Source organism: Lachnoanaerobaculum orale (assembly GCF_003862485.1).
Lineage (GTDB): Bacteria > Bacillota > Clostridia > Lachnospirales > Lachnospiraceae > Lachnoanaerobaculum > Lachnoanaerobaculum orale.
Window position 1 is genome coordinate 1,351,765 of sequence record NZ_RRCM01000001.1, and the last position, 13,415, is coordinate 1,365,179.

Consider the following 13,415-nt stretch of genomic DNA (forward strand, 5'->3'; position numbering starts at 1 on the left):
TTTATAATATTATTTAAAACATATCATAAGAATTTTCATCAAGTAATGCACTGTCAAGTCCTTCTTGAACCTGCTTATCTAAAGGTTTTATATCCATGCATTTTCCAAGTACCTTAAGTATAATTACGGTAAGTATAAATGAGTACACAGCAATAAATATAACTGACAAAGTCTGTACCAAAAACTGATGTACACTGCCGCTTACTCCGTTTACAGACTTGCTTGCAAAAATACCTGTAAGAATAATTCCGCTAAATCCGCCTATTCCGTGAACTCCCCAAACTCCAAGTGCATCGTCCCATCCTTTTTTCTCTTGGAATGACAGGGCTATATTGCAGATGATTCCTGCAAGTAATCCTATAACTATTGCAGATCTCATATTCACATATCCTGCTGCAGGGGTTATTGTGGCAAGTCCTGCAACGGAACCTGTAAGTACATCTACAAAGTTTACTTTTTTTCTTACAATCTGTGCATATATACACCATGAAACCATTCCTGCCGCAAGTCCGATTGCGGTATTTACAAATGCTGTAGCAGCCAAAACACCTGCCTGCAATGCACCGCCTGCATTAAATCCGAACCACCCGAACCACAAAAGTCCGGTTCCTTCAGCAGCCGCCATAAGATTGCTTGGTGACATCTCTCTGTTTTCGATATTTCTCTTTCCCAAGAAAAGTACAGCTGCCAATGCCGCAAATCCGGCTGTGGTATGGATTACCGCACCTCCTGCAAAGTCTACAAAGCCGAGACTTGCCAAAAATCCCTGTCCCCATACCCAGTGGCAAACGGGAACATATACCAAAATTGTCCAAAAAATCAAAAGACCTATATATCCCTTCATATTAAGTCTTTCCGCAAATGCACCGCTCATTAACGGCACTGTAATAACACAAAACATCATTTGGTATGCAAAGAAAAGTGCAAAAGGAATTGATGCGGCATATACTCCGCTCGGCACAAAGTCTATATGACTGAATGCAAAATAGTCTGTAATATTACCGATTATTCCATGAATATCCTTGCCGAATGCAAGTCCGAATCCTCCAAAAATCCACAGCATAGTAATTATACCCATAGATATAAAGGATTGTAACATCATGTACAAAACATTTCTCTTTCTTGCCAATCCTCCGTAAAAAAATGCAAGTCCGGGCGTCATAAGGCAAACCATTGCGGTTGCCAGCATCATAAACGCTGTATCTCCGTTATTGATAGTCATAATATACCTCCATAAACTACAATATTCCTCTATTTTATCTTATTAAAAGTAAATGTGAATACACAACAGTCAACTTCGTCATAATAACCTAAAATATGAAGTATTATTTAATAAGTATAATCATTTTTTTATTTTCAGACTCTTTAAATATTCTTTTTTCTCATCACTGATTCTAAGACTTTCTACCGCCTTTTGTATAGCCTTATTATGGGTCCATATTTCAAGGCTCCTTTTTTCAATAAAGGGAAGTATTCTCTCATACTGCTTTGCCAGTGCCGTTGCAAAATACCAGGCAATCATCATATTTACATAGTATTCATCGGACCTTATATTTGAAACTGTCTCGAGGTAACTTATATCAAAATCCTCATCTAGGAAATGTTCCATAAGCATACCGATACCGAATCTAACAGTATATACTTTATCAGATTCCAGCCATTCTTTTATATATGCAATCAACTCCTTATGATTTTTTTTAAATACTTTCGGTGAGAGCTGGTCACAAGTTGCCCAGTTATCTACATAAGGTAAAAATTCATTCACTTTATCAACGCAGCTCTTAAAATCCTTTATTTCAGATACAATAAATGCATGGAGCTGATTCTCATCAAAATATTTATGTGGTAATGAATGCAAAAATTCTTCGATATCTTCTCTTTTAGCAAGTTGCTTGGCATACTTTCTAAGTTCAGGTGTTCTTACCCCTATAAAAAGACTCTTATTAACTGTAGGTATCAACTTACTGTTAAAATCTCTGTAATCCATATCCTGCATTTTAAACAATTCCGCTCTTATCTCATTTAAGTTCATATAAGACTCCTTTTAAATCCAAAGTTTTACCGATTCTTTACCTCATAAGTCGTATTATAATCTATATTACAACCAATTCCAATATGGTTGCATTTTAATATAACAGGAGGGAATAGATATGAGTCAAAACAAATTATTTTTGATAATACCGATATTTATTGTTGCAGTAAGTTTATATGTATTTACTGCGGGTTTGAAAAAGAAAGAAGAAAATTTTCCAAATGATGAAACCACACAATATTCCGGTAAAGTAAGTAATATATCTCAATCCGGTAATCTAAAAGAGATCTATCTTGCAGGTGGTTGCTTTTGGGGGCTTGAAGCCTATATGCAAAAGATAGATGGTGTTGAGGATGCTGTCAGCGGATATGCAAACGGTAAAACCCAAAATCCGAAGTACCAAGATCTTCATACAAGCGGTCATGCTGAAACTGTAAAAGTAATGTATAATTCCGATATAGTAAGCCTTGAAGATCTTCTGGAGTATTACCTTCGTGTAGTAGATCCTGTAAGTGTAAATAAACAGGGAAATGATACAGGTACTCAGTATAGAACCGGAGTATATTATACAAATGAAGAAGATAAAACTATAATAGAAAAGATTCTGGCAGCTGAACAAACTAAATATGACAAACCTATCGCAATAGAGGTTTTACCTTTAGCTCAATTCTTTGATGCTGAAGATTATCATCAGGATTACCTTGCTAAAAACCCCGGTGGATACTGTCATATAGACTTATCTCTTGCAGATAAACCATTGGATAAGAAAACTGAAACCCAAACTAAGGAGCCAAAAATAGATATTTACAAATATCCAAGACCTTCAGATTATGAACTCAAAAAACAGCTTACAGATGAGCAATACCAAGTTGCTATTAACAGTGATACTGAAAGACCTTTTGCAAATGAATATTGGAACAATTTTGAAAAGGGAATTTATGTAGATATTACAACAAAGGAACCACTCTTTGTCTCAACAGACAAGTTTGAATCAGGTTGCGGTTGGCCAAGTTTTTCAAAACCTATAAATGAGGATGTAGTAAAATACAGTGAAGATGACAGCTTCAATATGAACAGAACTGAGGTAAGAAGCCGGAGCGGTGATACACATTTAGGTCATGTTTTTGATGACGGTCCTAAAGAATCAGGTGGCAAAAGATACTGTATCAACAGTGCATCTCTTGAATTTATTCCATATGAAAAAATGGATGAACGAGGATATGGATACTTAAAATATCTGCTTGAATAATATATTTTAAAGGCTGAGAATACATGTAAAAATGATCTCAGCCTTATCTTTACTTATATATTATATATACCATTAGACAATCTTATTATAATATCCCTCAAATACAAACTTATCAGGATGCTCTTTTATATATTTCATTTCAAATGTATAGTCATAGTCATACAAATCATATACCACACTGTCGGCCTTATCCAAAAGTTCCTCAAAATGTTCACTCATTTTATCCATAGCTTCCCATCGCTCTTCTCTGTCAAATGGAATCTTTCCTCCAAACAGTTCTACAATCTTTTTAAAGTTATCAGCCAGTTCTTCCATGCCGAACTCTTTAAGTCCGTTTAGGGCATCTTCCCATACTATTCCTGTGGAGTTGTCAAAAAACTGAAAATGTCCTCCGTTATTTACTTCCATAAAATACCATGATATTGCGTTAAGATATCTTTGCTCCAATGTAAAATTCCCTGCGGAATTTAAGTACTCCTCATATGAACTGTAAATATCTATAGTCCAATATATCGGATCTAAAATATCCCAAAATTCTTCAATTCTCTCAATATCTTCTGCAGTTATCTTTGCATAAGTTTTACCGGTTCCGGCTTTATTCGTATATTTTTGCATAATCTCTCCAATTTATTTTATAGTACTGATTAACCGGAGGAAATTTGTATTTTTTTTATCCAATATCTCACCATAGACTTAACCGTCAATGACTTCCATATACCACTCTACAAGTAATTTAATATTTGCCTCCGATAATGTTTTATTACATATCTATATTCTTAAACCAAAAATATTTTTTGTCAATATAAAAAGGTCGGAGAATACTCCCCGACCTAAAACTGTAGCAATATCAAATTACTTTTTATTAAATGAAGCAACAAGAGCATCCACCAATGCATCCATATCACTTTCATTGTTCTCTCTGTATGAAGAGGTTATGTTCACTTCATCATCCAAAATATCCATATGTTTCATCTCTTCAAGCTCTGCCTTCATCAGATTTCCTGAATTAGGTGCCCATGAGCCGTTCTCAACTATAGCACAAGTTCTCTTTTGTAAATTGAGAGCCTTCAGATCCATAAGGAAGTTGTGCATTGGAGGGAATATTCCAAGATTATACGTAACTGATGCAAGTACAAGATGGCTATACTTAAATAAATCTGAAACAAGATAGCTTACATGAGTACTTGATACATCATAAAGTCTTGTCTTTGTAATGCCCTTTTCGCATAGCTTTCTTGCCAAAACTTCTGCGGCAGCCTCTGTATTTCCATACATTGAAGCATATACTATCATTATACCCTTCTCTTCAGGCTCATAGCTTGCCCAATGCATATATTTGTCCAGGATATAAGGAATATCTTTTCTCCAAACCGGACCATGAAGCGGGCAGATATACTTAATAGGCAGTGTAGAAGCCTTCTTTAATACCTGTAGAACCTGTGGACCGTACTTTCCAACTATATTTGTATAATATCTTCTGGCATCATCAAGCCATTCTTTATCAAACTCTACTTCATCAGCGAAAAGCTTTCCGTCAAGTGCTCTGAATGAACCGAAGGCGTCTGCTGAGAAAAGCACTCCGCTTGTAGTATCAAATGTTACCATAGCTTCAGGCCAATGTACCATTGGAGCCTTTACAAATGCTAAAGTATGTTTTCCAAAACATCTGCTGTCACCTTCTGTAACCTCATCAACCTGCTCAGGTCTGATATTGAATCCGAACTGACGAAGTATCATTGCAGCTTTCTCTGTTGTAATAATCTTTACATTAGGCCAACGAAGTAAGATCTCCGGAATTGAAGCCGCATGATCAGGCTCTACATGGTTTATAAGTAAGAAATCCAGGTTTCTGTCACCTAAAACACCTTCTACATTTTCTAAGAACTGTCTTCCAACTGACCAGTCAGCTGTATCTACCAGAACTGTTTTTTCATCCATTAAAAGATATGCATTATAAGATACTCCATGATATATAGGATGAATATTTTCAAAAAGACTTAATCTATGGTCATCTCCGCCGACCCAATACAAATCATCTGTAACTTTACGGTAATTATACATACTCTCCTCCTATTATACTTCAATCTCTATGAAATTATCTGCAGCTTCACCACAGTGTGGGCATACCCATTCTTTTGGAATATCCTTAAACTCCGTTCCCGGTCTTACATCACCCTCTTCATCTCCCAGAAGTACATCATATTCATAACCACAACCGTTACATAGATAAAGCTTTCTGGATGGTGTATGTTTCTTAGGTACCGCTCTCTTAATCTTCTTCATTGGTGGTGCAGGCTGCTTTTCACCTGTATCAAGTGCCTTTGTAAGTGCAGGTAATACCTCATTTACATCACCTACTATACCGTAGTCACAGTTTTTGAAGATTCTTGCATTCGGATCCTTATTTATTGCAACTATTGTAGAAGCGTTCTTGATACCCTTTAGATGCTGTAATGCACCTGATATACCACAGGCAATATAAAGATTTCCTTTAAACTTTTGACCTGACATACCTACATATCTGTCAAGCGGCAAATACCCTAAAGTCTCCGCTACAGGTCTTGAAGAGCCTATTGCAGCTCCTGCAGCCTTAGCCAAATCTTCTACAAGTTTCATATTCTCTTTTGATCCTATGCCCTGGCCTGCACTGACAACTCTTTCTGCAGCTACAATAGGTGTATCCATAGGAATACCTACACTGAAGTCATAGCCGTCCTTTTGAAGATTCGCTACAAGTACATCTATTTTTTCTTTTAATGAACCTTCTCCTATGATCATTCTTTTTCTCTCACCGGTCTCAGGTCCCTTTGTTTTCTTAACGGCGGCAGTTTCACCTCTTGATATCTTACCTAATATATGGGCTGCTATAACAACTCTTTGTATCTCATTTGTTCCTTCATATATAGGAGTAATTCTGGCATCTCGATACATTCTCTCTACAGGCATACCCTTTAAGTATCCGTTTCCGCCGAAAATCTGAAGTGCTTCTGAAGTTATCTCAAGTGCAACATCAGATGCATACTGCTTTGCCATAGCCGATTCCATTCCGTACGGAGCATGAGCTTCTTTAAGTTCCGCAGCGGAATATACAAGCATTCTTGCACATCTGAGCTTTGTTGCCATATCCGCAATCTTAAATGCAATTGCCTGCTGTGCGGCTATAGGCTTTCCGAACTGCTCTCTTTCCTTACTGTATTCAACAGCTTCTTCAAAAGCTCCCTGTGCAATACCAAGTGCCTGAGCTGCAATTCCTATTCTACCGCCGTCAAGTGTAGCCATTGCAATCTTAAATCCCTGACCTTCTTTACCAAGTAAATTCGCCTTTGGAACCTTTACATTATTAAAGTTAAGCTCACAGGTCGCAGATGATCTGATTCCAAGCTTGTCATAGTGATCACCGAATGTAAATCCTTCCATACCCTTTTCCACTATAAGTGCTGAGATACCTCTTGTACCTATATTTGGTGTGGTAAGTGCAAAGATTACATAAACATCGGCTTCACCACCGTTTGTGATAAATATCTTGTTTCCGTTTAAGAGATAATAATCTCCCATATCCTCAGCAGTAGTTTCCGTGCCTCCCGCATCGGATCCGGCATTCGGTTCCGTAAGTCCGAAAGCACCTAAAAGCTCACCGCTACATAATCCCGGTAAATATTTCTTTTTTTGCTCTTCATTACCGAAAGCCGCTATAGGATAAGTTCCTAATGAAGTATGAGCCGAAAGGATAACACCTACACCGCCGTCAACTCTTGAAAGCTCTTCTACCGCTATGGCATAGCTTATAACATCAAGACCTGCTCCACCATACTTCTTTTCATATGGCAGTCCCATAATGCCAAGCTTTCCCATGTTCTTCACGATTTGAGTAGGAAATTCGCTCTTTACATCAAGACTGAAAGCTACAGGCTTTATTTCTCTCTCTGCAAACTCACGAACCTTCTCTCTAAGCAACTCATGTTCCTTTGTTGTTTGATAAGACATATATTCCCTCCACTTATATTGTTATCACCGATATAAAACATCGGCAAAATAAAACTGCACAGCAGTCTAAATCATTATAGAATATTTACTATAATGTAATTTTCATACAATCAATCATATACCTTATGTAATACTTTACTTTATAAGTAAAGTATACTTCATTATTTAAAATAGTCAATATACTTTACTAAGAAAGTATAATTTCGGAACAGTGCATAATAAAAAGCCATAGAACTGTTCAATATCACCAATTCTATAGCTTTATAAGTATCTGCCAATATTCTATTATTAAGTTGTTTTAACCTCTATCAAAGTTTATACTCATCCATCAATTTCTTAAACACATCTATTGACTTTTCTATCTTCTTTGTATCTACACAAAAAGAAAGTCTGACATATTCTTTCATTCCGAATCCTTCGCCCGGAACCAAAAGCATATGATATTTCTTTGCTCTCTCACAAAATTCATTTCCGTCATCACTTGGAGACTTTATAAACAGATAGAAAGCTCCTCCCGGATTTGCTACGGTATATCCTATCTTCGGCAGTGATTCAAATAAAATATTTCTGTTGGTTCTGTATACTTCAATATTCGGCTGTGCGTCCACACAATTTTTTATTACATACTGAAACATGGAAGGCGCACAGACATATCCAAGCACTCTGGCGGCACCGCCTACCGCCGCAAACACTTCTCCATGATCTTTTACTTTATTCGGAACCAGAATATATCCTATTCTCTCACCCGGAAGTGAAAGTGATTTTGACCATGAATAAGCCACCAAAGTATTGTCATATATATTAGGCAAAAACTCAGGTTTTTCATTTGTAAACACAAGCTCTCTGTACGGCTCGTCGCTTATTAAAAATATAGGATGCGAGTACTCTTTTTGTTTTTGTTTTAACAGTTCTGCCAGTGCTTCCAAATTCTCCTTAGGATATATCACACCTGAAGGATTGTTCGGAGAGTTTATAAGTACGGCCTTTGTATTTTCATTTATCTTGCTTTCAATTTCGTCTATATCAAGATAAAGATTTTCACTGCATTTTGCAAATACAGGCTTACCTCCCTGTCCCTCTATAAATACCTTATATTCAGGAAAGTAAGGAATATTTACTATTATCTCATCACCCGACTCTATAATCGCCTTAAATATAATATTAAGTGAAGCTGCTGCACCACAGGTCATAAAAATATTTTGCTCATTATAGTCTGTAGAAAAACGCTGATTCAGGTTTTTTGCAACCGCAAGCCTTGTATCGGTATCACCTGCTGATGAAGTATAGCTGTTGTACTCCCTAGGTGAAAGCTCCTCCACCATATACCTTATAGTATTTGCCACCTCTCTCGGAGCCGGAGTACTCGGATTGCCAAGGCTGAAATCAAGTACATTTTCCGCCCCTATCTCCTTTGCAAGCTTGCTTCCATACTCAAATATATCTCTAATAACCGACCTCTTTGTACCGAGGTCAAGCATCTTTTTTGAAACCATTTTTTCTCCTACTTTACTATAGTAACCGATGCCTGTGCCGGCAGGCAAATAGCCGACTCACCTACATTTTTTATATAACCGAATCTTTCGCAGATATGATCGGGACATTCACTGTGTATAAATGCAATCGCACCGTTTTTAATATCCAAATGTATTTTGATGCCGTTGCTCTCCAAATCTATTTCCCTGTCCTTTGACAAATCAATATCCAGACTTAGATTATTGCCATACTTTAAAACCGCCTTTCCGCCTGATTTTTTATTTAATAAAATATAAAGTCCCGCTGCTATGCCTATAATAAGTACAACAATAATCAAAATGATATCATTTTTCTTTAACTTCATTATTTCAGACTCTCCAAAAGCTTTCTTGAAGCCTCTATCTCATCATTTATAGCTTTAAGTCCCGGAGCACCCTTTGTATTTCTCTTTTCAACACAGGTCTTTAGAGAAATTGCATCATAAATATCATTATCAAAGACCTCTGAGATATTCTTAAACTCTTCCAAAGAAAAGTCATCAAGCGCCTTATTATTTTCAATACCGTAGAGTACAAGCCTGCCTACTATCTCATGTGCATCTCTGAAGGCAACATTTTTCTTAACCAGATAATCTGCCGCATCGGTAGCATTTGTAAAGCCGCCTCTTGCACTTTTTGCCATTCTTTCATTATTGAATTTCATGCTTGAAAGCATTCCGCTCATAAGCTTTATCAGACTTTTTACAGTATCTATGGCATCAAAAGACATCTCCTTGTCTTCCTGCATATCTTTGTTATATGCAAGCGGCAATCCCTTCATTGTTGTAAGAAGAGATATCAGACTTCCGTATACTCTTCCGCTTTTACCTCTTATAAGCTCGGCAATATCCGGATTTTTCTTTTGCGGCATTATAGATGAACCTGTAGAGTAGGTATCATCCATCTCTACAAATCTGTACTCATCCGTATTCCATATGATGATTTCCTCTGAAAGGCGACTTAAATGCATTGATATTATGGCAAGGTCTGATAACAGCTCCAAAAGATAATCTCTGTCACTTACGGAATCCATACTGTTTCTTGTAGCCGTATCAAAATCAAGAATGCTTGCTACATAATCTCTGTCAAGATCATATGTTGTTCCTGCAAAAGCTCCTGAACCCAAAGGTGAAAGATTCATTCTCTTTCTTGTGGAAACCAGTCTGTCAAAGTCTCTTATAAACATCTCAAAATATGCACCGAAATGATGTGCCAATGTGGTCGGCTGTGCTTTTTGTAAATGTGTAAATCCCGGCATATATGTAGACTTGTTCTCTTCCATTATATTAAGGACTTCACTAAGCAGTTCATATAAGAGATCCTTAAGCTCATCAATCTCATCTCTTACATAGAGCTTCATATCAAGTGCCACCTGATCGTTTCTGCTTCTTCCGGTATGAAGCTTCTTACCGGTATCACCTATTCTCTCTATAAGATGTGCTTCTACAAATGAATGGATATCCTCAGACCCGTCATCGAATTTTAATTTTCCGGCGTCTATATCCGCTTCTATTGAATTAAGTCCCTCAATGATTTTATCTCTCTCATTATCTGTAAGTATATTTTGTTTTGCAAGCATCTTTACATGAGCAATACTGCCTCTTATATCCTGCTTATAAAATCTGTGGTCAAATGAAAGTGACTCATTGAAGTTTTCAACAAGTTTATTTGTCTCCTTTGTAAATCTTCCACCCCAAAGTTTCATATTTTCTCCAAATCTCTATTCTTTATCATCGCCATCACCATTTGTATCGGCTTCTTTATTACTTTCCTCATTTGTATTGGCGGATGCGATATGCATCATAACATCCACTATCTTCGGGTCTCTTGATGTGTCTTTAGTGTTTATATTTTTAAATTCCTCAGTTTCGGATAACACCTCATCACCTGACTTTGCTACAGTATCCGACTCTTCATGTAAGTCTTTATCTGTGTTTTCATTATCCAAGTCATCATTATCGGCTTCTTCATCATCGTCTTCGTCATCTTCATCCGACTCGTCGTCATCGTCCAAATCTATCTCTTCTATTTCGTCTTCTCTAAGTCCAAGTTCTTCTTTTCTGAACTTAAAGCCGTTATTTTTAAAGAGTATAAATAAGTACATCAAAATAAGTATCGCTATTGAAGCGCCGCTTATTATTGCACCCTCTATAAAACCGACAGTCTGATACTTAAACTCTATCTGATGTTGACCTTTTTCAAGCTTGAGACCGATAAATGCGTCCAAAAGCTTTATCTTCTCAACCTTTTTCCCGTCTACATACACATTCCAACCCTCATCATAAGGAATGGATGTGAAAAGCGTTGTACTCTCCACCGAATGAACATTTCCGACAAGATTTGTATCCGATATCTTACTGAGGGTAAGCGGATTTGTGTTCAAAATATAATAAAGCTTCTTTAATGAATCGTAGTTTACTCTGTAGACTCTGACATCAAGATTTTCATCCTTATTCTTATCGTCACTATTTACAAAGTGTCCGTTCTTTTCGGCATCCAAGGTACCAAGTTCCATTAAATAATGTCTTTTCAGATTTTTGAAAGTTTTCTTGCTTTCACCGTCACCAAAACTGAAATCCACCTCATCAATACTTGGATTTGTAACATAGGCATAGTATTCACCGTCCTCATCTGTAGTAAAGTTTACAGAATTTGATTCATTAAATGTCTCAACCTGTTCAAATATATCAGGTAAATCATATACGGCTGCAAGGTCGTTTTGCACCTCTATCGGGTCACCTAAGTTTATATTCCACTCATCACTGAATCTTTCATCCACCATAAAGCCAAGCGGCAATGTATAAGGATTTTCATACAGATAGCTGTTACCCGACACATCAAGCAGTGAAATATTTGCATTTCTTGTCTCACCTGTATATATTGCATACTTCACGCTAAAGAGCATATCAAGTAAAGGCGTCTCTCCTGTGATGGAATATGCGTTTGTAGACGCTTCATTTCCAAGCTTCTCAAACAGATCCGAGAGTGACGCATTGGCGGTTGATGAAAATATGGATACCGACCTGAAGTTCATCCATGCTCCGTCATCCTTTGTCTTTCTGTCCACCTTGTCAATACGATAAAATTCATCCTTAGAGAGCTTGGCTACAAGTGCTCTTACATCCTTGTTGTCGTTTATATAATTGCTTCTGTTTATTGTGGTTACACTGGTGACAGACATATTTATACTTGACTCTATCACCACCAAAGCAAGCGCACATAAAAATAAGCTTGTAGTTGAAAATCTCTTCTTTATATACATATATGTAAGTATCGCATACACAGAGATAAAAATCATCGCTACATAGAATACCGCAAAATGGAAATCTTCGTTGTTCACTATCTTTTGCGCCAAAAGTATATAACCCATACTTATACCAAAAGAGGTAAAGAGGTCTCTTGCCGTATTTTCCTCAAGCCTGTCATATGCTTTTGCACACATAAAAAGCACAAGGAAAATATATATAAAGCTCTGTCTGGCAGGGAGTGAGTTAGGATAATGAAGTCCGTGCCAGATATAATTAAGTACATTTATGGAAAATCCTGCAAGGAAGAATACAAGCAATGTAGTATACACTGCCTTTTCCTTTTTGCCGATTTTTTTGTTCAACAAATAAAGTATTACAAACAAAAATATTCCGACTCCACAATAAATATTCGGCCAATGGTCAAGTCCTATTTCTATCTGAACATTACCCATATGTCTTGCAATCATATCAAATATGGAGAAATATGATTCAAATGTTGTAGGGAAGTTGAAATCTCCTGATGCGGTAAGCTTCAGCGCATATATCTCAGGTAAAAGCACCAAGGCGCTTAATCCTCCTGCAAGCAATGAAAATACCGCAAACTGTACTGATGTTATGATAAATTTTTTTAAATTATTTTCAGGCTTAAGTATCTGTAAGAATATAAAGTATATCACCATAAACAGACATATCATTATGGAAATATAGTAGTTTGAAAGTATACATATGCCGAGGCTTACAGCGTATAAAAATCCCTTGTTTTTCTTTACAAGGCTTTCAAGGCCTAAGCATACTAAAGGGAACAATACTATACAATCAAGCCACATGATATTCCAACTGTATGCGGCTATATATCCTGAAAGTGCATAGAATATTCCAAAAAAGACTATTCCAGATTTTTTCTTTGTGGAATGCTTTGATAAATAATATGTAAAACTGAGACCGCAAAGACCTATCTTTACCACAATCATATATGTCATAAACTCTATAACATACGCCTGTGGGCAAAGTACAATCAGCCAATTGAGCGGACTTGCCAGATAGTATGCATACAGTGCCGAAAAGTTGATACCCATACCAAGGTCCCAGCTGTATAAAAGTGAACCGCCGTGGCTTAACTTATATTTAAATTCCGAGAAAAACGGAGCGTACTGATGATACATATCAGTTCTTAAAAAGCTCTCATCTCCAAAGGGGAATATACCTCTTTGCACAAATATCAATACCATTATAAAAACCGGTATAAAAAAGGATAAAATAAATACCGCCCTCTTATCCAGTATAGTTTCTTCTCTCTGATTCAAATTCAAATCTTCCATCTTCTTCCTCCGTCTTCCCACTAATTATAGTAGAGGTTATTTTTTAAATCAATCAAAATCATAATATTTATA

The 13,415-nt window shown here is 36.7% G+C and carries 10 protein-coding genes; 1 reads left to right on the forward strand and 9 read right to left on the reverse strand.

Annotation, left to right across the window (positions count from 1 at the left end; translation table 11 throughout):
• Positions 1-13: 13 nt before the first annotated feature.
• Positions 14-1,222 carry an ammonium transporter gene (locus tag EHW90_RS06485; protein WP_124952066.1) on the reverse strand — a complete coding sequence of 403 codons (1,209 nt, stop codon included), beginning with the start codon at positions 1,220-1,222 and terminating at the stop codon, positions 14-16.
• Between the two features lie 120 nt (positions 1,223-1,342).
• The gene (locus EHW90_RS06490; protein ID WP_124952067.1) at positions 1,343-2,032 is read right to left on the reverse strand and encodes a DNA alkylation repair protein; all 690 of its coding nucleotides are present in this window, start codon (positions 2,030-2,032) and stop codon (positions 1,343-1,345) included.
• Between the two features lie 118 nt (positions 2,033-2,150).
• On the opposite strand from EHW90_RS06490, the gene msrAB reads away from it, so the two are divergent.
• A complete protein-coding gene (gene msrAB, locus EHW90_RS06495; RefSeq protein ID WP_124952068.1) occupies positions 2,151-3,281 on the forward strand; it encodes a bifunctional peptide-methionine (S)-S-oxide reductase MsrA/peptide-methionine (R)-S-oxide reductase MsrB in 1,131 nt (376 codons plus the stop codon).
• Positions 3,282-3,353: 72 nt separating this feature from the next.
• Here msrAB and EHW90_RS06500 read toward each other — a convergent pair whose 3' ends face one another.
• From EHW90_RS06500 to EHW90_RS06530, 7 genes are all read right to left on the reverse strand, one after another.
• A complete protein-coding gene (locus EHW90_RS06500; RefSeq protein WP_243113928.1) occupies positions 3,354-3,896 on the reverse strand; it encodes a DMP19 family protein in 543 nt (180 codons plus the stop codon).
• Positions 3,897-4,133: 237 nt separating this feature from the next.
• Positions 4,134-5,342 (reverse strand): FprA family A-type flavoprotein, encoded by a 1,209-nt coding sequence (locus EHW90_RS06505; RefSeq protein WP_124952069.1) that lies wholly within the window; start codon positions 5,340-5,342, stop codon positions 4,134-4,136.
• 12 nt (positions 5,343-5,354) lie between these two features.
• The gene (locus tag EHW90_RS06510) at positions 5,355-7,265 is read right to left on the reverse strand and encodes an acyl-CoA dehydrogenase family protein (protein ID WP_124952070.1); all 1,911 of its coding nucleotides are present in this window, start codon (positions 7,263-7,265) and stop codon (positions 5,355-5,357) included.
• 308 nt (positions 7,266-7,573) lie between these two features.
• Positions 7,574-8,758, reverse strand: a complete 1,185-nt coding sequence (locus EHW90_RS06515; protein ID WP_124952071.1) for a pyridoxal phosphate-dependent aminotransferase — start codon at positions 8,756-8,758, stop codon at positions 7,574-7,576.
• An 8-nt stretch (positions 8,759-8,766) separates the two neighbouring features.
• Positions 8,767-9,102: a NusG domain II-containing protein gene (locus EHW90_RS06520; protein WP_009445926.1), complete on the reverse strand. Its 336-nt coding sequence runs from the start codon at positions 9,100-9,102 to the stop codon at positions 8,767-8,769.
• A complete protein-coding gene (gene argH, locus EHW90_RS06525) occupies positions 9,102-10,481 on the reverse strand; it encodes an argininosuccinate lyase (protein ID WP_124952072.1) in 1,380 nt (459 codons plus the stop codon). The genes EHW90_RS06520 and argH overlap by 1 nt, the downstream gene beginning before the upstream one ends.
• Before the next feature lie 15 nt (positions 10,482-10,496).
• The gene (locus tag EHW90_RS06530; protein WP_124952073.1) at positions 10,497-13,343 is read right to left on the reverse strand and encodes a YfhO family protein; all 2,847 of its coding nucleotides are present in this window, start codon (positions 13,341-13,343) and stop codon (positions 10,497-10,499) included.
• Positions 13,344-13,415 lie beyond the last annotated feature (72 nt).

Bases quoted from the DNA above. Each gene is read 5' to 3' on its own strand.
- EHW90_RS06485 (WP_124952066.1), bottom strand. From the start codon at position 1,222: ATGACTATCAATAACGGAGATACAGCGTTTATGATGCTGGCAACCGCA.
- EHW90_RS06490 (WP_124952067.1), bottom strand. From the start codon at position 2,032: ATGAACTTAAATGAGATAAGAGCGGAATTGTTTAAAATGCAGGATATG.
- msrAB (WP_124952068.1), top strand. From the start codon at position 2,151: ATGAGTCAAAACAAATTATTTTTGATAATACCGATATTTATTGTTGCA.
- EHW90_RS06500 (WP_243113928.1), bottom strand. From the start codon at position 3,896: ATGCAAAAATATACGAATAAAGCCGGAACCGGTAAAACTTATGCAAAG.
- EHW90_RS06505 (WP_124952069.1), bottom strand. From the start codon at position 5,342: ATGTATAATTACCGTAAAGTTACAGATGATTTGTATTGGGTCGGCGGA.
- EHW90_RS06510 (WP_124952070.1), bottom strand. From the start codon at position 7,265: ATGTCTTATCAAACAACAAAGGAACATGAGTTGCTTAGAGAGAAGGTT.
- EHW90_RS06515 (WP_124952071.1), bottom strand. From the start codon at position 8,758: ATGGTTTCAAAAAAGATGCTTGACCTCGGTACAAAGAGGTCGGTTATT.
- EHW90_RS06520 (WP_009445926.1), bottom strand. From the start codon at position 9,102: ATGAAGTTAAAGAAAAATGATATCATTTTGATTATTGTTGTACTTATT.
- argH (WP_124952072.1), bottom strand. From the start codon at position 10,481: ATGAAACTTTGGGGTGGAAGATTTACAAAGGAGACAAATAAACTTGTT.
- EHW90_RS06530 (WP_124952073.1), bottom strand. From the start codon at position 13,343: ATGGAAGATTTGAATTTGAATCAGAGAGAAGAAACTATACTGGATAAG.